General features: G+C 68.0%; 15 protein-coding genes and 1 tRNA gene. 10 read left to right on the forward strand and 6 right to left on the reverse strand.

Translation table 11 applies throughout. The features are described 5' to 3' along the window. Positions 1 to 57: 57 nt before the first annotated feature. The 4 genes from AB0M47_RS22565 to AB0M47_RS22580 are packed head-to-tail and all read left to right on the forward strand — an operon-like array spanning position 58 to position 3,567. Positions 58 to 600: a hypothetical protein gene (locus tag AB0M47_RS22565; RefSeq protein ID WP_363416953.1), complete on the forward strand. Its 543-nt coding sequence runs from the start codon at positions 58 to 60 to the stop codon at positions 598 to 600. Next, positions 597 to 1,694, forward strand: coding sequence for a peptidoglycan-binding domain-containing protein (locus AB0M47_RS22570; RefSeq protein ID WP_363416956.1), 1,098 nt, complete (start codon positions 597 to 599; stop codon positions 1,692 to 1,694). Before AB0M47_RS22565 ends, AB0M47_RS22570 begins: the two co-directional genes overlap by 4 nt. Next, positions 1,691 to 2,377, forward strand: a complete 687-nt coding sequence (locus AB0M47_RS22575; RefSeq protein ID WP_363416959.1) for an ABC transporter ATP-binding protein — start codon at positions 1,691 to 1,693, stop codon at positions 2,375 to 2,377. The genes AB0M47_RS22570 and AB0M47_RS22575 overlap by 4 nt, the downstream gene beginning before the upstream one ends. After that, positions 2,374 to 3,567 carry an ABC transporter permease gene (locus tag AB0M47_RS22580; protein WP_363416962.1) on the forward strand — a complete coding sequence of 398 codons (1,194 nt, stop codon included), beginning with the start codon at positions 2,374 to 2,376 and terminating at the stop codon, positions 3,565 to 3,567. Before AB0M47_RS22575 ends, AB0M47_RS22580 begins: the two co-directional genes overlap by 4 nt. 118 nt (positions 3,568 to 3,685) lie before the next feature. Here AB0M47_RS22580 and AB0M47_RS22585 read toward each other — a convergent pair. Then, positions 3,686 to 3,762: transfer RNA gene (locus tag AB0M47_RS22585), tRNA-OTHER, on the reverse strand. Positions 3,763 to 3,932: 170 nt separating this feature from the next. Here AB0M47_RS22585 and AB0M47_RS22590 point away from each other — a divergent pair. The 5 genes from AB0M47_RS22590 to AB0M47_RS22610 all read left to right on the forward strand — a co-directional run bounded on the left by AB0M47_RS22590 (position 3,933) and on the right by AB0M47_RS22610 (position 7,865). Then, positions 3,933 to 4,499 carry a hypothetical protein gene (locus AB0M47_RS22590; RefSeq protein ID WP_363416965.1) on the forward strand — a complete coding sequence of 189 codons (567 nt, stop codon included), beginning with the start codon at positions 3,933 to 3,935 and terminating at the stop codon, positions 4,497 to 4,499. Positions 4,500 to 4,504: 5 nt separating this feature from the next. Further along, a complete protein-coding gene (locus AB0M47_RS22595) occupies positions 4,505 to 5,374 on the forward strand; it encodes a hypothetical protein (RefSeq protein ID WP_363416968.1) in 870 nt (289 codons plus the stop codon). Positions 5,375 to 5,383: 9 nt separating this feature from the next. After that, on the forward strand, positions 5,384 to 5,920 hold the full coding sequence (locus AB0M47_RS22600; protein WP_363416971.1) for a hypothetical protein: 537 nt from the start codon (positions 5,384 to 5,386) through the stop codon (positions 5,918 to 5,920). Beyond that, positions 5,917 to 6,285, forward strand: coding sequence for a hypothetical protein (locus AB0M47_RS22605; RefSeq protein WP_363416974.1), 369 nt, complete (start codon positions 5,917 to 5,919; stop codon positions 6,283 to 6,285). Before AB0M47_RS22600 ends, AB0M47_RS22605 begins: the two co-directional genes overlap by 4 nt. Before the next feature lie 80 nt (positions 6,286 to 6,365). Then, the gene (locus AB0M47_RS22610) at positions 6,366 to 7,865 is read left to right on the forward strand and encodes a ricin-type beta-trefoil lectin domain protein (RefSeq protein WP_363416977.1); all 1,500 of its coding nucleotides are present in this window, start codon (positions 6,366 to 6,368) and stop codon (positions 7,863 to 7,865) included. 12 nt (positions 7,866 to 7,877) lie between these two features. On the opposite strand, the gene AB0M47_RS22615 is transcribed toward AB0M47_RS22610, so the two are convergent. From AB0M47_RS22615 to AB0M47_RS22625, 3 genes are all read right to left on the reverse strand, one after another. Further along, entirely contained in the window at positions 7,878 to 9,521 is a 1,644-nt protein-coding gene (locus tag AB0M47_RS22615) for a hypothetical protein (protein ID WP_363416980.1), read from the reverse strand. Continuing rightward, positions 9,514 to 10,095: an IS607 family transposase gene (locus tag AB0M47_RS22620; protein WP_363416983.1), complete on the reverse strand. Its 582-nt coding sequence runs from the start codon at positions 10,093 to 10,095 to the stop codon at positions 9,514 to 9,516. Before AB0M47_RS22620 ends, AB0M47_RS22615 begins: the two co-directional genes overlap by 8 nt. 263 nt (positions 10,096 to 10,358) lie before the next feature. After that, positions 10,359 to 11,543, reverse strand: a complete 1,185-nt coding sequence (locus AB0M47_RS22625) for a hypothetical protein (RefSeq protein WP_363416986.1) — start codon at positions 11,541 to 11,543, stop codon at positions 10,359 to 10,361. A 179-nt stretch (positions 11,544 to 11,722) separates the two neighbouring features. On the opposite strand from AB0M47_RS22625, the gene AB0M47_RS22630 reads away from it, so the two are divergent. Next, the gene (locus tag AB0M47_RS22630) at positions 11,723 to 13,774 is read left to right on the forward strand and encodes a BTAD domain-containing putative transcriptional regulator (RefSeq protein WP_363416989.1); all 2,052 of its coding nucleotides are present in this window, start codon (positions 11,723 to 11,725) and stop codon (positions 13,772 to 13,774) included. 343 nt (positions 13,775 to 14,117) lie between these two features. On the opposite strand, the gene AB0M47_RS22635 is transcribed toward AB0M47_RS22630, so the two are convergent. Together AB0M47_RS22635 and AB0M47_RS22640 are read right to left on the reverse strand one after the other, a co-directional pair. Further along, the gene (locus AB0M47_RS22635) at positions 14,118 to 14,708 is read right to left on the reverse strand and encodes a hypothetical protein (RefSeq protein WP_363416992.1); all 591 of its coding nucleotides are present in this window, start codon (positions 14,706 to 14,708) and stop codon (positions 14,118 to 14,120) included. Positions 14,709 to 15,171: 463 nt separating this feature from the next. Then, positions 15,172 to 21,051, reverse strand: a complete 5,880-nt coding sequence (locus tag AB0M47_RS22640) for an RHS repeat-associated core domain-containing protein (protein WP_363416995.1) — start codon at positions 21,049 to 21,051, stop codon at positions 15,172 to 15,174. Positions 21,052 to 21,058 lie beyond the last annotated feature (7 nt).

Below are 21,058 nucleotides of genomic sequence, written 5' to 3' on the forward strand. Positions count from 1 at the left end.
CCAGGATCCGAGCGCGCTCAGACGATGGCGGGGCGCTGCGACGCGATGCTCGACGGCATGACGAGACATCTGAGGCTCGGCCTCGCGGCCGCCGTCGTTGTGGCACTGGCAGGGCTCGCCGGCTGCACGGGCACGTCCCCGGCCGCCGCGCCGTCACCCAGCGCGGGCGCGCTCAGCGAGGCACAGATCGTGGCGATCCTTGAGCAGCACGCGCAATGCGTACGCGAGCACGGCGTCGCCGGCTTCCAGGCGCCCGCCTTCGCCGACGGCAAGGTGCAGGGGAAGGCTGACAAGCCGGCCGGCGTCGACGACGAGACATTCGCGTCGGCACTGGACGCGTGTCAGTCGGTCATGCAGCAACTGCCGGCGAGCCTCTGGGGCGGCAGGCCCGTGCCGAGCGCGTCGGACATCGACAAGTTGCGCAGGTTCGCCGCGTGCATGCGGCAGAACGGCTTTCCGGATTGGCCCGACCCCGACTCCCGTGGCCGGTACGCGATCACCGGTACGCCGATGGAGCAGGAGATGCAGAAGGGCAACGAACTGCCCGCTCCGTGCCAGCAGTACCTGGACGGCGTACGCGTCGGGATGACGCAGCCGTGACCAGCCGGCGCAAGGTGCTCGGCGGCGCGCTCGTGACCGTCGTCGCCGGCGGGGCGGCCGGTGCGGCGTGGCTCACCGAAGCCCGGCAGCCCGAGGGCCAGGGCTCGGCGACGGCGCAGGTTCCGACCGCGACCGCCGAGGTGACCCGCGGGACGATCTCGGAGCGGTTTCAGATCAACGGCACCTTCGGCTACGGCGCCACGTATCCGATCGTGCACCTGGGTCAGCCCGGGGTGCTGACCGGGATCACCGCAGCGGAGATCATGGTGGCTCGCGGCGCGCGGCTGTACGCGGTGGCCGATCAGGCCGTGCGTCTGCTCTACGGCCGTCTGCCGGCGTACCGGGACTTCGAGGCGGGCATGACCGACGGCCCGGACGTGCGGCAGTTGGAGACGAACCTGGTCGCGCTGGGCCTGGACCCCTACCGCAGGCTCACCGTGGACGGGCATTTCTCGGCGGCCACCGCCACGGCGATCCGGCGCTGGCAGGCCGCCTGGGGCCTGCCGTCCGCGCAGCGCAGCGGCAGCCTGCCGCTGGGTCAGGTGGTGTTCCAGCCCGGCGCGGTACGCATCACCGAGGCGCTGGCCACGATCGGCGCCATGGCCCAGCCGGATCAGCCGGTGGTGACGGTGACGGCAACCACGCCGGTGGTCACCGCCGCGATCACCGCCGACCGGCGACGCCTGATCAAGGTCGGTGATCGGGTCGCCCTCACCCTGACCGGGACGGCGCCGTTCCCCGGAACCGTCCTGGCGATCACGCGTCCACCCGCCGCGTCGGGGCAGTCCGGCTCGTCGGACGGCGGCGGCGTGGAGTCCCCGTTCCAGGCGACGATCAGCGCCACGCCGCCGTCCGGAACGGGCACTCTGGAGCAGGCGCCGGTGTTGGTGGCCTTCACCCGCCAGACCCACGAGAACGTGCTGACCGTCCCGATCGTCGCGCTGCTCGCCCGGCCCGGCGGCGGCTACCAGGTACGCCTGGAGTCCGACCAGTACGTGCCGGTCGAGCCGGGCCTGTTCGACGGCACGGCCGGGCGGGTGGAGGTGACCGGTGACCTGACGCCCGGCCAGCGAGTGAAGGTGCCCGCCTCATGAGCGCCGTGCTGGAACTGCGCGACGCGCGCAAGGTCTATCCGGGAAGCCCGCCCGTCGAATCGATCCGCGGCATCGACCTCGCCGTCCACAGCGGAGAACTGACAGCGGTGGTCGGCCCGTCCGGCTCCGGCAAGTCCACGCTGCTCAACCTCGCCACCGGGCTGGACCGGCCGACCAGCGGCTCGATCCGCATCACCGGCGAGCCCATCGAGCGGCTGTCCGACCGGCGGCTCGCCGGGCTGCGGGCGTACCGAATGGGCGTCGTCTTTCAGCAGTTCCACCTGCTGGCTCAGCTCAGCGCACTGGACAATGTCGCGACCGGCCTGCTGTACCGGGGCGTGCCCGCCAAGCAGCGCCGCGCCGCAGCGGCCGAAGCACTGGATCGGGTGGGGCTGGCCCACCGCACGCACCATCGAGCCCGCACGCTGTCGGGCGGCGAACAACAACGAGTGGCCATCGCCCGGGCCTTGATCGGCCGCCCGCCGATCGTCTTCGCCGACGAACCCACCGGCAACCTCGACTCGGCCAACGGCGCCGAGATCCTCCTGCTGCTACGCCAATTGAACGCAGACGGCACCACAATCGTCGTCATCACGCACAGCGACGAGGTCGCCCAGGCCGCCCGCCGGCGGATCAGCTTGCGCGACGGGCTCGTCGAACACGACTCCGGGAGTACCGCATGACCCTACTGCCCCACATGCGTGCGGCCGACCTGCTGCCCGTCGCCACGATCGGGCTGCGTACGCGGCCGGCTCGCACCGCCCTGTCGGTGCTCGGCGTGGCGATCGGCATCGCCGCGCTGGTGGCCGTGCTCGGCATCACCCGATCCAGCCAGTCCGACCTGCTGGCGCGTATCGATCGCCTCGGCACCAATCTGCTGACCGTCACGAGTGGACAGAGCCCGAGCGGCCAGGAGCGGCCGCTGCCGTCGACCGCGGCGGGCGGGGTCAGCCTCACCGCCGGGATACTGGCCAGCGCGCCGACCGCCGAACTGGCCGGGATGAAGGTGCGGCGCACCGACCGGATACCGTCCGTGCTGTCCAACGGCCTGGCGGTACGCGCCGCGAACGCGTCGCTGCTGACGGTCCTCGACGGGCACCTGACGCACGGCACCTTCTTCACCGACGTGACCAGCCGGTACGCGATCACCGTTCTGGGGCATGCGGCGGCCGAGCGGCTCGGTGTCGAGGACCTGTCCGGGGACCCGCGCGTGTTCATCGGCGGCTACTGGTACACCGTCATCGGCATCCTCGCCCCGCTCGACTTCGCACCGGAGGTGGACCGCTCCGCGCTCATCGGGTTCGCGGCCGCCGTCGCCGACTTCGGCCATGACGGCACCGCCAGCCGGATCTACGTCCGCGCACAGCAGGAGCGCACGGCCGAGGTCGCCAGCATGCTCGCCCGGGCGGCCAACCCGGAGCAGCCGCGCGACGTCACGGTCAGCCGGCCATCGGACGCGCTCACCACCCGGCTCGACGTCGCGAACTCCGGCACCTTCCTCTTCCTCGGCCTGGGCGCGGTCGCCCTGCTCGTCGGCGGAGTCGGCATCGCCAACGTCATGGTCATCTCGGTCCTCGAACGACGGGCCGAGATCGGCCTGCGGCGCGCGCTCGGTGCCGCCCGGCGGCACGTGGCCGGGCAGTTCCTCGTCGAATCGCTGCTGCTCGCGGCCTGTGGAGGCGCCGCCGGTGTGCTGCTCGGCGCGGCAGCCACGTATGCGCTGTCCATGCAGCGGGGCTGGCAACCGCTGGTCCCGCCGGCCGCGGTGGGCCTCGCCCTCGCCGCCGCGTGCTTGGTGGGCGCCGTCGCCGGCCTCTACCCCGCCGTACGCGCGGCACGGCTCACCCCGACCGACGCGCTGCGCGCCGCCTGATGGCTGTGCCGCCCGAACCTGACACCTCGGACGATGCTGTCCCCCACTATCCAGGCCGGGTTCGCCGCGTCGCGGGGAACGCGATCTGCAGGAAAGCGTGCTGGTGTCCGCGCTCGATCCTGCCCGGCCGGATTCGAACCGACGTCTCGCATCCCGAAGGGAGTGCGCGATCCTAGGCCGCTAGACGACGGGCAGGACCTGAAGGCTACGTGACCTCATCTTCTTCTCGCGACAGATTTGCTGGGCAAGCGCCTGCGCGACTGGCACACCAAGTGTGCCGACCCGTCCCCGGCCTCACATCGACGCCTACAGTTGCGTTCCCAGGCCTTCAGCAGTGTCAGCATGCCTCGTCTTACACTCCTGCGGTGCCGATCTTCGACGATGCCGACCGGGGCACCCATCCCGAAGACCTGATGCTGTTGCAGCAGGGGCATGTGCATCTCGTCAGGCATCCGTGGGCGCTGGAGCGTCTCCGCCGGGACCTCGAAAGGCTCGGGTACGACTATGCCGTCGCAGACCTCGGCGGTTGCGAGCATGCCGACGCCCTACGCAACGCGGTGATCGCCGCCGTACCCGGCTGGCCGCGCGATTACGGTGCACGCAAATGGGCGGCATTCTCCGACGGCCTCGCCGACTGCCTGCTGGACGCAGATCATTCCCAGCGTGTGCTGGTGCTCGACCGCTTCGACCGTTGTTACGCCGACCACCGAGCCGACGCAATGCTTCTCCTCAATGAGCTCGCCGGAATCGGTCGCTGGCATCTGCTGTTCGGCCGCCGGCTGATCGTCCTGCTTGTCAGCGACGATCCCGAGCTGCAACTCGCCCCGATCGGTGCCCAATACGCAGGCTGGAACCGTCATGAATGGCTCCAGGTCCATCGCGAAGGCAAACGCCTACCCCCATGGATCGCCCCTGAGACGGCCGCCGGATGATGAACATGATCGATTGGCTTGCTGACGTTTGGTCGCGGGCGGCCTCGGTTCAGATTGCCGACGGCGGCGAAGACGCCGGTCCGATCGCCACCCGGACCGTTCTGGCCGAGATACGCGATCCCGCCGCCCTGGCCGAGCTGCGTTCGGCGACAACGACCGGATCGTTCACCGGAGACATCTGCCGATGCCACGGCAGCCGAACACTGGTGCTTCGCGACGCTGCCGGTGAGGTGATCGCACACGCGAGTCTGCACGGTTACGACACTGTCAGCTGGGAACGCAGACGCTTCCGCGACGACTTGATCATCGCCCACCCAGCGAGCCTGCATCTTCTGCTAGCCGCCCAAGGCGTTCCCGGCCAGATCGTTCAGTTTTACGGGCCGCTGACCGACCTGCTGCAGCTACACGAAGGACGTCCACAGTTCCGGCCCGCGGGCGAGAAGGCGTTGCGTCATCTGGCTGACCGTAAGGTCCCCGAGGTTCTGCGGCCCGTGCTCGCCTCGATGACCGGCCAGGAAGCCGGCGGACTGTCCGACGAACAGGTGGGCAAGCTTCGCCGGCTACTGGTCGGCCATGAACCGTCCCCGACCCGACGGGCGGAGATGCTCCTCGGCTGGCTCGGTCGGCTCTCCGTTCCAGCGGAGGCGTTGTGGGGTGAAGGAGTTCTCGTCCGCCAATTACTCGCCGACATCGCCTCGCACGACATCGCAACCGCCGCCGACGACCGGCGAACCGGACACATCGCCATGGGAATCATCAACCTCGTCCAGCACAACGGTGATGACCGGACACTCACCAGCCCGATCGTCCCCATCTTGCGGGAATTGTTCGGCAACCGTCGTCCAGGCGGTGGAGCCTCGAAGGCGCTCGGTTAGCATCGCGGAATGCCTGTCACCGATGCCGACGTCGCGGCAGATCTTGATCAGGCCGGAGTGGTGTTCCTGGAGCGGATACACGAGGAGGTCCGGCTGCCGTTGCCTCCTCCTCCACCGTTTCACTCGCCAGCGACCTGCGGGCCCGAGCACGGCAGGTTCGACTCCACGCCAGAGGAGATCGTCGACGTCAGCGATCCGGAGATGGCCACGAAAGTAAACGCCGGTTGGTGGCGGATGGCCACCGAGTACGGCGTCATCGACGACCACCGGGAGTTCCTGCTCAGCGTCGACTACCGCGCGCCAGGCGAGATCGATCCCGAGTACGCCTGGATCAGGGTGCGGCTGTCCGACGAATGGGACCTGGCGGGAAGCGGCTCGACCGCTTTGCGGAGCGGCTTCGCTGGGCTGTTCACCGACCGGTTCGTTCCGGAGTTCTCCATGCTTTCTCTGGACTGCCAAGCGATGCTCAGCACAACCGTGTGGGGTCTCGGGACCGTCAGCACCATCGTGATCCGCCCCGATCGCCTCATCAACCGCGCGCGGTGATCCTCAGCAGTGCCGCCAAGCATCCGACCACACGCCAGGAAGTCGCCCAGGGTGGATTGCGCCGGATCGCTTCCGATCCGGCGCCCAAGGGCGGCGCGGAGAACGAGGTGAAGGCCGCCAAACGGGGCCTGGTGCCGACCATGACCTACCTACGCGCCAGTTACGGGTCTTTCGCCGAGATCCAGCACACCTGCGACATGTTCATGGCCGGGGTCAACGGCAGGGTCCACCGTGATACGCGCCGGATCCCGATGGAGATGCTCGGCGAGGAACGGTTCCAGCTGCAGTACTTTGCTGACACCATCGCGGACCAGTCCAACGTCGTGTGGGCCGAGGCTCGGCGGCCATCGACCCAGGGTGATTGAACATCCAGGCATGTAACTGTAAAGTTCACTGCAAGAGAGCGCTCTCACGCCCCCCGTCCCTGTACCCCAAAGGACCTATCGTGAGAATCGTTGCAACGGTCGGCACGCTCATCCTCGCCGCAGCGTCGACTTTGCCCGCCCCTGCTCAAGCACGCCCGCCCGCACCGCAACCATCGACCGCCCTGCAGCAGGCACTGCAACGAGACCTGCACCTGACGCAGGCCCAGGCTAGTGTCCGCCAGGCCCACGAGGCCGCCGCCATGGCCGTCGAGCCCGGCGTCCGGGCGGCCCTGGGCGACCGCTTCGGCGGCGCGTGGTACTCCGCCGACGCCGCCCAGCTCGCTGTCGGCGTCCTCACCCCCGCCGACGCCGCCCTCGTCCAAGCGGCGGGAGCGAAACCGGTCACCGTCGCCCGTACCGAACGGCACCTGGCCGAGGTCAAGAAGAAGCTCGACACCGTGGCCAACACCGCCACGAAGGAGGTGTACGCCTGGTACATCGATCCGGTGGCCAACCAGGTCGTCATCGCCGCTGCCACCGCGTCATCCGGGCGTCGGCTGGCCGACGCCGCCCATCTCACCGCCGACGCTGTCCGGCTGGACACCACCGCCCGGCCATTCCAGCCCGTCTACGACATCCGCGGCGGCGACCAGTACAACATCAACGGCACGACGCTGTGCTCTATCGGCTTCTCCGTGAACAACGGCGGCTTCGTCACAGCCGGGCACTGCGGCACCGCAGGCAACCCGACCTGGGGCTACAACAACGTCGCCCAAGGCAGCTTCGCCGGCTCCTCCTTCCCCGGCAACGACTACGCGTGGGTCCGCACCAACAGCAGTTGGACGCCACGCCCGTGGGTCAACGACTACGCCGGCGGCAACGTCGCCGTGGCCGGCTCGGCGGAAGCACCCGTCGGCAGCTCGATCTGCCGCTCCGGGCGCACAACGGGCTGGCGGTGCGGAACGGTGCAGGCCAAGAACGTGACGGTGAACTACTCAGGCTCGCTCGTCTACGGGCTCACCCAGACCAGCGCCTGCGCCGAACCCGGCGACTCGGGCGGGTCTTGGATGTCTGGCAACCAAGCGCAGGGCGTCACCTCGGGCGCCGGCGGCAACTGCACGACCGGAGGCACGACGGTGTTCCAGCCGGTCAACGAGATCCTCGGTGCGTACGGGCTGAGCCTGACCACGGCCGGCGGCGGCACTAGCCGCATCATCGGCTGGCAGAACAAGTGCATCGACGTGCCGAACTCGAACTTCGCCGACGGCCAGCGTCTGCAACTCTGGGACTGCAACGGCACCAACGCCCAGAACTGGACATTCCCCGGCGACGGCACGATCCGGACCGTGAACAACCTGTGCATGGACGTCGCCTGGGGGTCGACCGCCGCCGGCGCGGCCATCCGGATCGCGAACTGCAGCGGCAACCCGGCCCAACAGTTCGTCCTCACCGGCGCCAACGACCTGGTCAACCCACAGGCCAACAAGTGCGTCGACGTCAGCGGCTGGGGTGGCACCGGCACGCCGCTACAGCAGTGGGACTGCACCGGCGGCGCCAACCAGAAATGGTGGCGCGGCTGACCGAGACCGTTCCTAAACAGTGTCCAGGGGTGAGCCTTGTGCCCACGTCCCGGAACTGCGCGCATCCCGAACGGTGTTGGATGCGCTGGTCCTCCGCGTTCTCGTTGTCTCCGTCCGGTGACGTGCATCGTGTGCACGCTCCGTGACGGGTGGGCGGGTTTCCTCAGGCCCTGGAACGCCCGGTCCGGCCTGGACGGTCCGATGCCCCACAGCATCACTCTGGTGCTGCGGGGGCGGTGCCGTCCGTCGCCGGATCGGATGCCCGAGGGCGCGTCGCCCGATCGCGATACCAGCGGCATCGTGACGGGACATCTTTCGCTTGTCGCTGGTCAACGGCTTGCGCCAGTGCTGGTCGCCCCACATCGACGTGTACGCCGGGTCAACGGCGACGATCGCGATGTCCAGCTCTGCGGCCATGGAGACGATGCGGGCCTTGAGCTTGCCGGTCGGCATGCCGGAGATGAGCTGCCGGAACCTTGTGCGCCGGCCGTGCTTCTCGCGGGTCTTCTCGGCCGTGAAGTCCAGGTTCTCGATGCCGATTGCCTGTGCGCCGGTCTGCTTCGTCCAGTGCAGCAACTGGGTGAGGGCGTGCCGGATCTGCGCGTCGCGATGATCGGCGGTGCCGGACAGGTCGTAGTGGAAACGGCGCGGATCGCCGATCGGATTGCCGTGCTGGTCGAGCCGGTAGGCGGCGAAGTGGTCGGCGTTGGTGTCGACGCCGACGATGCCCTTGGCTCGGGCCGTATCGAGCGGGATCGTCTTCACGGGCGTTCGTTGCCACGAGGCGGTGAGGTACCAGCGTCCGCGCCGCACGTCCAGGTGGATGCGGTAGGCCACGGCCCGGTTACCGCCGATGCGGTCGCGCCACTCGTCGCCCCGGTGCTGGAACTGCACGTGGGCGGCGAGGATGTACCGGCCGTGCTTCGCGTTCGCGTGATGGGCGAACGGGGCGGGCAGCTTGATCGACACTTCGCCGTCGGGGGTGACGCGGATCGTCTCGTTGCCGAACCTCTTACCGGACTCGCCGTCAGCGGCCAGCAACCAGCGCTGCGCTTCCCACCGCCGGCGCCACTGCGCTTCGGTGAGCTGCGCTGCTTGGAGGGTGTGCCGGTTGTTCAGCAGGCGTCGGCCGCCGCGCACGACGTGCACGACACCGGCCTGGCGGTCGGCCTGCTCCTGCCCCATCCGGTGCTCAAGCACCACCAGGCGGCGCGACTTTTGGAACCACTCGTGCTTCGAGCGGTATCCGCCCGCCGCCCGCTTGGTGCCCTTCTCTGCGATCGGCAGGGACAGGCGGTGCATCAGCGTCTGGACACCAGCTTCGAGGGTCTGGATGTGAGCGAGCTGGCATCGACGAGACAACGCCCACTGATCGTGCGTAGCCCTCGTGATCGACCCAGCCCAGCGCGACGACGACTCAGCCGTCAGGCGTTGCTTACGGGCCGCCCACCTATCCGAGTTGTGCTCCAGACCGTCAGCGCACCGCGTCTTGAGGTCCAGCGACGCCAGACGTCCCAGGTGCTCGCCCACCGCCCGAAGCACCTGCTCGTCCTCGCCGGTGAGGTGCTTGAGCCGGTCGCGTATCGCCACACCGGACGGGCCGAGGACGACGAACGACGCGTCGATGGTACGCAGTTGCTTGTTCCGTTCAGCCATCGGCCGCCGCCGCCGCCTCCAGAGCCCTCTCCGCCCGGTTCTTCGCCGAGCCGCGGCCGTACAGACGAGCGCAGAACGACGTCAGCACCTCCACCATGTCGCCCACCAGGTCGTCTTCAACCTCGCCGTCGTCCAAAACCACCAGGCGGCGGCCGGTCGCCGACAGGGCGGCCTCAACGAGTTCGACGTTCATACACCCGAGGCGGTCTTTGCGCTCCACCACCACACAGGTCACCTTCGGGTCGGCCAGCAGACGGCACACCTTCGTACGGGCGCCGTCCATACCCGAGGCGATCTCCGACTCGACACGCACGACCTTGTGCCCCGCCTTGGCAGCCCACGCCGACAGCCGGGTGATCTGGCGCTCCAGATCGGCCCTCTGATCATGAGAAGACACACGGGCATACAGGCCCACACCTCCGATCACCATGGGTGAGGTGTTCGCGTCGATGTTCACCAGGATCGTGCGCGGCCCCACTCGCTCCGCAGGGACCGGCAACGTGCCCTCACGGAACCAGCGATACGCGGTACGCGGAGCGATCCCCTGTGCGCGTGCCCATTCCGTCAGGTTCACACAGAAGACCATACAACACTCGTGACACCTAAAGGACACTCGTAGACACACATTCGAGAGCAGCTACCCACCCCCGCGCGTCAGCGCCGCCCGGTACGCGTCCGGGCGGCGCTGACGTCCCACCGATTGTGCCGAGGTGGGTCGGGGCCGACATGGTCGTGCGGGAGTCTGCCGCCGGACGCTACTCCCCCGTGGTCGCCTGGCAAGGCGGACGCTTCGCCAGGCGACCACGGCATCGTGATCATCTGCTGTGGGTGCTGATGTCAGACCGAGTAGCGCGACTGCTCGACGGCGAACACGACGCGCGTGTCGACAGCCTCCCTGACCGTCCACAGCAGATCCGGGTTGCTTGCGTCCTCCCAGTACGAGAGGCCTTCGGTATAGCCGATCCACGTGAACTGGCGAGCCGAGATACCTGGTTCCCAGTAGTACATGGCCTTGGGCAGGCTGGCCCCGAACCACCACCGGCCGTTGTGCGACACCGCTCCCTGAACGTGCGGGTAGGTGTAGTTGAGAGCCTGCGTGGCGTGCACCAGCCCGTCGGCGCCCGGTTTGAACGCCTGCGTCGCAGCGTCGAGCGGGTAGCGCACCGCGTGCCGGGTGCCGGACGTTTCGATCCACTCCGTCGTGACCAGTGACAGTTGCGCCCGGTCGAGTCCGAGGGTCGACCATTGCAGAGGCGAGCTGCCCGCATTACGAACCGTGCCTACCGACGGCAGCACGTATTTGTAGCCAGCCGACTCGTAGCTGCCGTCCGACTGGCGTCCGATGCCGTCGCCGGAGTCGTCGACACGCCAGATCTTGCGCATGTCGAAGATCTCGAGCCCGGTGCTGCCGTTGCTGACATACAGGTAGTCGCCGTACCAGGAGATGCCGGAGGCGTGCAGCGTGTAGGCGCTGAAGTTCGGGTTCCCGGCGCCGTCGATGTACGGCTTGACCAGCATGAGCTTGCGGTACGTGTTCGGATGGTCGGCGTCCCAGTCGGCGAGGATCACCTTCGTGCGGGTGGTGTCGTAACTGCTGCCGCACTCGCTCTTCTGGTACCAGCTGGTCACGATCAGTTGCCGGCCGTTGTAGTCGCCACCGGTGGCGTCACGTGTCGTGGTCAGCCCTTGCGGAAAGGTGTGGCAGTCGCTGGTGTCGGCTGCGTTGAAGCAGAATCCGGTCAGTGGCCCGACGAGATCCGCCAGCGACCCCGTGTTGCACAGGCCCCGCCGGTCATAGTTCGCATCGTCCATGACGGTGGGGACGGTCACGTTGGGAAGCAACGCGTCCAACCGGCTCGCCGCGGCGCCATAGGCGGCATAGTTCACCTTGATCGCGAACGGGGTGGTCGAGATCGGCGATGGGGTCGCCACCGCCGCCGACACGACCGTTCCGTCGAACGCCAGCACGACCGCGGTGCATATCAGGCTTGTGAGCACCGCTTTCACAAGGGATCGAGTCATGCCGCATTGGTAAGACCTCGATTTACAATCGCCCTACAGTTTGTCTCAAGGCCGAGGCGGCACGGTCGCAGGATGCCCTCTGGACCGCCTTGAATAGACCCGCCTGTCTACGTGAGACGCTGCAGGAGTCGACGAACCTGCGTCTGGTTTGGGGCATCGCGCTCGCGTACGCTGCGACGATGGCCCTGGAGTTCCGCCTTCTCGGCGACTTCGAGGTTCGCCGAGAAGGCCAATCGCTGCACCTCGGTGGGGTGAAACCGCGTCAGCTGCTGGCCACACTTCTGCTGCAGCCGGACCAGCCGGTCTCCATGGATCGCCTGGTGGAGGTCTTGTGGCCCGCGGATCCACCCCGATCCACCGCCGCCAACCTGCACACATATGTCAGCGCGCTGCGCGGCGCGCTCCCGTCCAGCCGCATCCTGCGCCGCCCACCGGGGTATGTCTGTGAACCCGGCCCGGCCAGCATCGACACCACCTGCTTCAGCACGCTCGCCGATGAGGCGTCGCGGCTGCGCCGGCTCGGGCGCAACACCGAAGCGCTCGCCGCGTGCCACGCAGCGCTCGGGCTCTGGCGAGGACAGGTTCTTGCAGACCTACCGCAGAGCCCGCTGTGGCACATCGACCTCAACCGCCTCACCGAGCGTCGCCTGCTCGTTGTCGAGGAGTCCATTGAGGTGAGGCTGAGCATGGCCGGCTGCGACGCCTCCGACGAACTCCAGGCGATCGTGGCCGAACTACGCGGGCTTGTAGCCGAACATCCACTGCGCGAACGGATGTGGCTACTACTGCTGCGCACGCAGATTGCGCTCGGCCGGCGCGCCGACGCACTCACCACATATGCGGACTGCCGCCAGATCCTCGCCGCCGAACTCGGTGTGGAACCCGGCCCGGCACTGCGTCAAGTGCATCTGAGCCTGCTCGCCGAACCCCAAGCCCTTCGCCCCACACCGGCAGCAGCGCCCCGCCTGGGCAGCGAGGCGCGCCTCATGTTGAGCGGGCTGGCCGCGTTCGGCGATACATCACTACCCGGGTGGGTCGCAGGCGCCGTGCTCGGCGCCGACAACGCCGTTTCGATGGTGACTGAGCTGGTCGCGGCACGGCTCATCACCACACGCGGGCCGGACGAGCTGGGCCAACGGCGGTTACGGGTCCCGCCGCTGGTGCGTCTGCTCGTTCAAGACACCCCACCGGACCAAGCCGCCCTCACCCGCGCACTCGGCGGCTACCTGCACCTTGCCGAGCAGGCGGCCGGCGCGCTGCCAGCGAGCCAGTTCGGCCCCGGTGTCACTGTCGCACCGCGGTGGGACCGCCTGCCCGTGTCGGCCGCGGTGCACACCGACCCCCTCGGATGGTTCGCCGCCGAACACGTCACGCTACTCGCCGCGATCGACGTCGCCGCCCGTGCCGATCGCGCCGATTTCGCTTGGGAGCTGGCGTTCGTACTGCTGCCCTGGTGCTCCCTGGCATTGCGGCCAGACGTCTGGAACCGCAGCCATCACACGGCACTGCAGGTGTGCCAGAGAGCTGATGACCTTCTCGGGACCGCGGTCACGCTCCGCGGAATCGGCCAGCTGCACCTCTACCACGACGAATATCAGCAAGCCGAAGCTGCCCTCACCCGGTCCCGGCTGATCTTCGCCCGGTTGGGCCACCCCGCCGGCGTAGCGGCCGCCCTCGGAGGGCTCGGCGCGATGCACCTACTTCGCGGCGAAGCCGGCCAGGCCATCGACTACTACTCTCGCGCGTACCGCTGGTATCAAGATGCCGGATTGCAATGGGGCGAGGCCTACGCGCTCGGATCCATCGGCCGAGGTTGGCTAGCCCTCGGCGACACCGACCGCGCAAGCGCCTACCTGAATGACGCACTCGACCTGGCCATCGGCGTCGGTGACCGACACCGGATCGCCCACCTCACCCATCAACTCGGAGTCGTCAGCGCCCGGCGAGGACATACCGCCGAAGCCGAAGCCCACTTCGGTGCCGCGCTCGACACATTCGTCGCCATCGCCGACCTTCACGGCGAGGCATACACACTCGTGGAGCTCGCCGCCCTCACCGGTGGTGACCGCCAGCTCATCCGAGCCCTCGACATTTACCAACGCCTCGGAGACCGCAGCGCGGAAGCGACAACGGCCTCACGCCTCAGCCAGTATTACTCCGCCAGCGGCCGATTCGACCTAGCGGACGCGTACCACGACGAAGCCCGCCGACTCGCCAACTGCCTACATTGATCCCACTTCGGCCACGCGGGAAGTCCACCGCAACTGCCGCACGAACAGCCGGTGCGCACTGCGCACTGGATCGCACTGACGATGTCACGAGGTAGGTGGTTCTCCGGCGGCCCACCGGCCCTGAGCGGCCGGAAAATCGGCTCCACCAGCTGCCACTGCCCGCCGGTCAGGCCGGATAGTAACCGCGCCTTCGCAAGCCTCGACCACGATGGACGAACAATCCGCAGGCAACACACTCTGCGCCTCTGGTCGCCGGCCGAGTTGGTGGCGCTGGTCGCCGATCAGCCGACGCAGTACCCAAACGCCTGAGCAGGGTGGCGTCACCGCCGCGCGCCGTGCGGGTTCAGCGTGGCGTGCCCGCCCAGGCGTCGATCTGCGTCACCGCCGCCCGGACCGCCGTCACCGCCTGTTCGATCAACCCGGTGTGCTCGACGACAGCGGTCCGATAAAGCATCACGAGCCGCAGGTCGGCTTCCTCGAGCGGGATGCTGCGTCCGGCCCACAACGGGATCACTCGCTCCCGCGTAGAGCTGACTGATCCGAAGGCCAGTTCGAGTTCGCGGCCAGCGCTCTCCACCGCGGCCAGGGCCAACGCGAGGTTCGGGGGTAGCAGCGCCACCGGTTCGCCGCGCAGCAACGATCCCAGATCCGGGCCGCGTCCGCTGACGGTGTTCATGACCGCTTCCCATTGAGCCTCGGTCATGTCCGCCGGCGTGCGCGCGGCCAGCCAGGCGTCCAAGGCCGCGAGCTGCCCCGCTAGGACGTCACCGGCCACATGCGACGATTGTGTCTCGGCGTGGAACAGCGATGACAGCTGCCGCAGATGTGCGCGAGCCCAATGACGGGTCTGGCGTCGCTGGCGCAGCTCCTCAGCTGCGAAGGCCAGATACGCGCCGAGGAAGACCGTCGCGAACTGAACGATGATGTCAGCCACCCCCGCAGGCTACTGCCGGCCGGCATCAGTTCTCTGCCCCGACCACGGCTGCAGGCTCGACTTCTCCGGACCCGAATACGACGCTGCACAGCGGGCGGGCTTGCCCGCCCGCTGTACGCGAGACCGCCGAGGGCCAAGTCGACCTTGCCAGGGGGTCATCGGCAGCGTCCGACGGCCGCGACCTGAACGTCGACATACTCCTTGGTGCCGACGGGATCCAACGACGACCGCGGCGCCGACGCTAGACGCTGAGCACGCGTACCGCGGACGTTCATCGAACGCCTCAATGACACAGCCGACGCTCCGGCCGTGCGAACTGAGTCGCCCGGCGCCTTGGAGCACGTACGCACGGCCGGGAGGCGTTCTCGTGATGGAGAACCCATCCCGGCCGTCGAGCTGCCAATCTTGTCGGCCTAATACTTCTTGACCATTTCTCGCCGAACTGCGGCGATGAGCAAGCCTGTCAGAAGGTGCGCCCTCTGGCTGAGTAGTCGTTGCCCCAGATCTTGGGGTTCTCTCGCAGCGGGTTGGTGGACATACGCCCTGCGGCCATGTTTGCAGCGAAGCTATTGAGCGTGGACGTCGCGGTGGAGACGACGGCTTTCAGGCAGTCGTTGTTGGGCGCGCCTTTGGAGCCGTAGCAGCCGTTGATCACCTGCATAGCGTTCGCCATCGTGCCGGATTGGCCGCACATCGTGGCTTGTATCTCACTGTCTGAGCATGCGCCCTTGCTGCTGCCGCCGAGGCCGTAGTTCGTAGCGATGGCGATGTAGGCACCTGATCCGTCGCCGCCGCCTTCCAGCGTCTGCGCCGCTTCGAGAACATCCTCGGCGTTCACGTATTCGCAGTCGTTGCCGCTGCAGAACTCGATGTCGACGCAGTCCTCGCCGGTGGCGCACATGGCGACGTCGTACGAGTCCGACAATGCTCGGCTGTATCCGTTGCATCCCCGATACTTCTCGGAGCTTTCGCAGGTCAGATACAGCGCCCTGATGGTGTCCCAGCCGCTGTTGGAGAGGTCGAACTCCTCCATGGTGTCCAGGACGTCGCGGGTGAATTCGAAGGGGTCGTCGGATGCCCCGGTGATGGGCACTCCGTTGAGGTAGATGCCGTCGTCCGTGATGAGGAGTTCGTTGCCTCCCTTCATCTTGAAGGTGGTGTCGGAGCTGGTCAGTCCCTCGTCGCCACGGCATGTCCCCATCGCGCCGCAGCTGCCGAGGTTGTCGCCGTTGCTGTTGGTGCAGGCGTACCCGCCGGCTTGGCAGCTGACGCTGGTGTCCTTGCCGCTGCTGCTGCATCCGGAGACGCCCGCGCTGCATTGGGTTTCATACAGTCCACTCGGATCGGACTTTGCCAGTGGGCTGTTGGACGCGTACGCGTACCCGTTGAGTTGTTGGGGGTTGAGGTAGTTGGCGACCGGGTCGGCGGAGATGAACCGGCCCACGGTCGGGTCGTATTCGCGGGCGCCGACGGTGGTGAGCGCGATGTCGGTGTTGTCGATGCCGCCGATGAAGCCGCGCTGGTCGGGCCAGGCCGTTGCGCTGGATGAGCGCAGGTTGCCGAACGGGTCGTAGCGGCGCACGGTGGCGGTGAGGGTGTCGCCGTTGACGATCCATTGGCCGCTGCCGTGGTGGTCGGCGGCCATCCATTGGATGTCGCCCTTGCCGACGCGTACGCCGACGATACCTGCGCCGTGCTGGTAGTAGCGGGTGGCTTCGACGGAGGCGGTGGCGGCGGTGTAGGTCAGTTCGTAGCCGGCCACCCAGGCGGTGAGGTCGCCGTTGGGGTCGGCTCGGAGCAGCCGGTTGCCGTCGGCGCCGTCGAAGAACTTCGTGATGCCTTCGGCGCTGGTGATGGTGGCGACCCGTCCGGCCGGTGTCCAGGTCAGGGCGTCGGTGTCGGTGCCGCGCTGGATCTTGATCGTGTTACCGGCGGCGTCGTAGGTGAACGCTGTCGACGCTCCCCCACCAGCGGTGGGCGTCACCGTGGTCACCTGGTGCGGGTTGCCCGTCCCGGCCTGGGGGTAGGTGTACTGGTTCTTGACCGAGCCTGCGGGGCTCCATTTCGTCTCGGCGACGCGGTTGCCGGTGAGGTCGTATTGGTAGGTCGACCAGTACGCGCCGGGCCCGCCGACGGCGTTCGCCGCAGGTGTCGGAGCGCAGGCGCCGGTGCCGGCTTGTGCCCAGGCCTGGGTCAGCCGCTGCAGGTAGTCGTACTGGAAACATTGGGTTTCCGGATCCAGCGCCGCGGAGCTGTGCACGGGGTTGTCGGTGATGGACAAGACGTTGCCCGAGTCGTCGTACGCGTAGGACAGTGCGGCGACTCCGTTGTTGCCGGTGGTATCCGAACCGGCGGAGTCCTTGTCGAAGTAGAACTCGCTGAGCCGGCCGGTGCCTTCCTCGTAGATCCAGGTCTGCCAGGCCTGTCCGGTCGTGCCGCCGACGGTGTCAGGGTCGCCGAGCCTGCGCTGGAGCAGTTGCCCGTACGGGGAGTAGACGGCCGCGTCCACGTAGACGTGCCCCTCGCCGAAGTCGTCACCGTTGCCGGTCACCCGGGTCGGCTGGCCCAGCGCGTCGTAGTAGTAGTTCATGCTTTCCTCGGCGAGCCCGCCGGCGGCGCTGGCGGTCGACGTCAGCGGCGCACCGTTGGCGTGGTAGGTGAAGGACTGCCAATAGGTTCCGGCCAACGCCCCGGCCGCGGCCGGAAGGTAGGTATAGGCCTGCTGCGGCTTGCCGTCGAGGGTGTATTTACGGACCTCGCTCTTCCATGCCTGGCCGTCGATCCAGTGCGTCGAGGCGTACGGGTAGCCGGTGCCGCGAGTGGTGCCGTCGTAGGTCCGTTCGATCGTGAGTTTGCCGGTGTTCGCCGCGCCTTGCCAGACCTTGGTCGGCCGGCCGATCTTGTCGTACGCGTACGAAAGCTGAGCGCCGTTGCCGTCGACGGTCGAGGTGAGCTGTCCACCGGAGTTGTACGTCCGCCGGGTGATCCCGGTGTCCGGGTCGTCGACGACCGTCTGCCGGCCTTGCAGGTCGTACTCGAATCGCCAGATGTTCTTGGCGGGATCGGTGACCTGTCGGAGATCCCCTCTCGGCGTGTACGCGTACGTGGTCGAGTCGAATCCGCCGGTCGCCCCACGATCGTGGTACTGCCGCAGTTCGACCGTTCGTCCCTGGGCGTCGGCCAGCGTCGCCGTCGACGTCCCGCCCTCAGGTGCGATCGTCCTGGTCATCCACTGGGAGGTGCTTCCGCCGTAGCGGTAGCTGGTCCGCCACTGTTCAGCGCCCTTGACCAGGAAGATCTCGTCGCTGACCCGGCTGGCCGTGTCGTAGGCGTACTCGGTGCGGGACACGTCGTTGCCCGGCGAGATCCACACGAGTTTGTCGGTCGGACCGGATTGGTTGTTGAACACCGGCCCCGACTCGACCTTCGTCCGGCCGTACGAGTCGTAGATGGTCTGCGAGATCAGCCGCCCGCTGTAGGTCTGGACCTGCGTCTGCCGTTGCCGGGACAGCGAATCGTAGAACGTTGTCGAGGTCAGATAGGTCTCGTCCGGCAGCAGTTCTTTCGTGGTCACCGCCGACGGCTCGGTCTGGGAAACCTTGTAGCTGAACAGTTTCGTCGCACCGACGGTCGCCGGATCCCGGCCGGGCGTCCAGACCGCGGTCGTGCGGCCGAGCGGGTCGTAGGTCAGCGTGCTCACCCCCGTGTTGGGCGCGACCCTTTTCGTCATCGCACCCCACGCGGGTTCCATGGTGGTGGTCGTGACATGCCCGACGGCGTTGGTCACCGTCGTCTGCGTGACCGGTCCGGCTCCGGCCGGCGTGTACGCCGTCTTGGTCACGCCCCCCAGGGCGTCGGTCGTGGTGAGCGCCCGGCCGAGCGCGTCGAACGTCGAGGTGCCCATGGTGGCGTACACGGCGGCGCCATCGCTCCACGAGTCGAGGGTCTCGGCTTTGGTCATCAGGCCCTTGGCCGGCGCGGCGGTGTAGGTGGTGTTGCCGTCGTAGTAGGCGCGGACCGAACTGAGCAGGTCCGCCGGAAGGTTCGGCGTCGCCGCGCAGGTCACCGACACGGTCTGCTGGGTCGCCACCGCGCCGTAGATCCAGGCTGTGCTGTTGTCGGCGTAGGTGATGCGCTGGCATTTCTCGTCGCCGGTCACGGCCAGATCGCCGCTGTCGTCTGTGCTCACCACCCGCCCGAACGCGTCGAACGCGTTCTGACTGCGGGTCTGTCGCCAGGAAGACCCCGACAACAGCGTCCTCGAGTCTGTGCGCTGCGCGCCGGTCAGGAACGCCTCGACCTTTCCTCCTTCATAGGTACGCACAGCGGTGCGTGAATGCCAGTACCAGGTCGTCGTCGAGCCGATGATCGTGGTGTCGTCGTAGGACGCGGTCTCCCACACCATCCCGGCCAGCGACCGGTGATCCACTGCGGTGTTGCCCTGCGCATCGGTCACGCTCACCGACCGGGTGCCGCTGGGCTGCTTGTCGCCGTCGAAGCCGCGGAAATAGCGCGTACGCGTCCGCTGTTGTGGACCGGCGTCGGCCGGGTCACCGACTCGGGTGGTGACTTCGGCGTACCCGCGCCACTGGTTCCAGTCCCGGTCGTCCTTCGCCACGAACTCGGCGTCGTTCCATCCCCACAACGCCGACGTGCCGCCACCGGCGGTGGAGTAGTCGTAGAAGCGCCACACCACCGGGCCGCCCCCGACGGCGTCGGCTTCGGCGATCGAGCGGACGACGTATTTGTGGAAGTACGCGTCGACCGGCTCGTTCAAGCCCTCCGGGGTGTACTTCACCGGATAGCACCGGCGGGTGTTCGTGTGGTGGCTGGAGGGGATGTTGCCGGGGCCGCAGTCCGGCTCCGAATAGTTGATCGTGGTGACGCCGCCGGTCTCGTTCTTGATCGAGGTCAGCCGGGGGCGCCAGATCGCCGGCCACGCCTCGCCGAGATCCACGCGGTTCTCGTAGAACGTGCCGCCGAACTCGACCGGCGGTTCGGTCGCGGTGCCGCCGACGTGGCCGGTGTGCCGGACCGCGGCCAGCCACAGCACGACCTGTTCCGCGTCGCCGTAGTCCTTGAACTTGTGCGTCAGCGCCCATGAGTCCACCTTGCGGAAGCTCGTTCCGTCGGCGACATAGGTGGCGACGCCGGTCAGCCGCTTGGTGGAGAAGAACGCCGGCGAGTACGTCTTGCAGCCGGTGCTCGACTCGCAGTTCAGCTCCCATGGGGTGTCCGGCCAGTTGTCCTTCTTCGGTTTGCTGCTGGCATCCCGGCAGTCCGACAGGCAGCGGTCGGCCGTCGTGAACTCGACCTTCGCCGTGGGGCCGGCCGTCGAACCGTCCCGCAGGCCGTACTCGATCTTCTGCAGCCAGGCTTCCCGGACGTAGGTCGCGGTGGAGTCGGTCGACACCGCCGGGGCGTACCGGCCGGTGGTCGTGCCGTAGGTGTATCGCAGCAGATTGCCGTGCACGTCGACGCTGTAGTCCAGCATCCACCGGTACGCCTGGTCGCACCGCGAACCCTCGAAGTCGCCGGACTGGTAGCACGCCTCGCCGGAGTGGTTGCCGAACACCGGCACGGTCAGCCGGCTCGACGCGGTCGATGCGAAGTAGTGCTTCATGCCGTCGGTGGTGGTCACCACCCACCGTTCGGTCGACGCCACGCCGGCACTGGCGGCGCTGCCGGCCCGCTCGACGCGCCAATTGGCGTCGGCTGCCGAACGCCACTTTCCGGTCTCGTCGTCGCGGACCAGCGAGCCGCTGGCGCCGTTGAGCGAGATCGTCAGCGACGGCGAGTCGCCTTCCCAGCACAGGTCCCCGGTCGGGTCGTCGCCCTGGTTGCCGTCCTCCTCCGATTCGGCGCCACAGGACACGTAGGTGCGTTCGATGAAGCTCGGCGAATAGCTCCAGCCGTCGCCGATCCAGGACGCCTGGTTGTTGGTTCCCGATGTACGCCCGTCATGCGACGCCGACGCGTACGCCAGACTCAAGCCGGGCGTCGGCCCGGCCGCCGGCGGAACGCGCATCCCGTAGCTGTAGGTGAAACCCCCCGACGAGCCGCCATGCGTCCATGCTCCGGTACGCGGCAGATCGGTGGCGCTCCAGTCACCGCTGCCCGACGCACCCACCGCATCGGCGGCGCTGCCGCTCCAGTTGGCCGCACCGTCCTGGAAGGCCGACGCGGTGCCGGACACCGGTTCCACCGCAGTGGACTCGAACGGCTGCGGGTCACGGGAGAACCCGTCCTGCGCGGCGGCTGGGGATCCGGTCACGATCAACGTCGCGACCAGCATCGCCGCGACCGGCCCGGCGATGGCTCTGCTAAACCTGCTGGTGAACATGGGTCGG

This window comes from Hamadaea sp. NPDC051192, from assembly GCF_040682475.1.
In the GTDB taxonomy this organism is placed as follows: domain Bacteria; phylum Actinomycetota; class Actinomycetes; order Mycobacteriales; family Micromonosporaceae; genus Hamadaea; species Hamadaea flava.

Coding starts and splice junctions, on each gene's coding strand:
- AB0M47_RS22565 (WP_363416953.1), top strand. CDS start 58: ATGACGAGACATCTGAGGCTCGGCCTCGCGGCCGCCGTCGTTGTGGCA.
- AB0M47_RS22575 (WP_363416959.1), top strand. CDS start 1,691: ATGAGCGCCGTGCTGGAACTGCGCGACGCGCGCAAGGTCTATCCGGGA.
- AB0M47_RS22580 (WP_363416962.1), top strand. CDS start 2,374: ATGACCCTACTGCCCCACATGCGTGCGGCCGACCTGCTGCCCGTCGCC.
- AB0M47_RS22595 (WP_363416968.1), top strand. CDS start 4,505: ATGATCGATTGGCTTGCTGACGTTTGGTCGCGGGCGGCCTCGGTTCAG.
- AB0M47_RS22600 (WP_363416971.1), top strand. CDS start 5,384: ATGCCTGTCACCGATGCCGACGTCGCGGCAGATCTTGATCAGGCCGGA.
- AB0M47_RS22615 (WP_363416980.1), bottom strand. CDS start 9,521: ATGGCTGAACGGAACAAGCAACTGCGTACCATCGACGCGTCGTTCGTC.
- AB0M47_RS22625 (WP_363416986.1), bottom strand. CDS start 11,543: ATGACTCGATCCCTTGTGAAAGCGGTGCTCACAAGCCTGATATGCACC.
- AB0M47_RS22630 (WP_363416989.1), top strand. CDS start 11,723: ATGGCCCTGGAGTTCCGCCTTCTCGGCGACTTCGAGGTTCGCCGAGAA.
- AB0M47_RS22640 (WP_363416995.1), bottom strand. CDS start 21,051: ATGTTCACCAGCAGGTTTAGCAGAGCCATCGCCGGGCCGGTCGCGGCG.